The organism is Macrococcus sp. DPC7161 (assembly GCF_004117835.1).
GTDB lineage: Bacteria > Bacillota > Bacilli > Staphylococcales > Staphylococcaceae > SDSC01.
Map to the genome: position 1 here is coordinate 1 of NZ_SDSC01000033.1, position 442 is coordinate 442.

Here is a 442-nt window from a genome sequence, read left to right on the forward strand (position 1 = left end):
CCATTACTACTGTACTGATCAAGCAGATGAATACGAAGAATAGTAAGGAAACGATGTATTTCCCGAAATATATCGTCTGTTTTTCGATGCCAAATGCAATCGATTGTTTCATAATCTGCTTCGATTCTTTGTTTGTCAGTAATAAGTTAATAATGACACCTATCATTATGATCAGCAGCCACATTCCAAACACATTATTATAGTAGAAATCCGCTCTATAGTACGGGAAGTACTTCCCATTATGTCCAAAATAGTAAAGCGTCAGTGCAGCAAGTATCAGCAGCGTAATACAGATTGCATAAGTGATGTAGATGCCTTTTGTCTTAAGTATCTTGTACGTCTCACTTCTCATATAGTTCATCATGGCGTCACCTCTAAGCTTAGGAAGTAATCTTCCAGACTATTGGTCTCGGTCATAATTTCTTTCACATCGATATCATGC

The 442-nt window shown here is 37.1% G+C and carries 1 protein-coding gene; it reads right to left on the reverse strand.

Going from position 1 to position 442, the window contains the following annotated elements; translation table 11 throughout:
- On the reverse strand, positions 1–364 hold a 364-nt coding region (locus ER639_RS11955; RefSeq protein ID WP_164993453.1), incomplete at its 3' end, for an ABC transporter permease.
- Positions 365–442 lie beyond the last annotated feature (78 nt).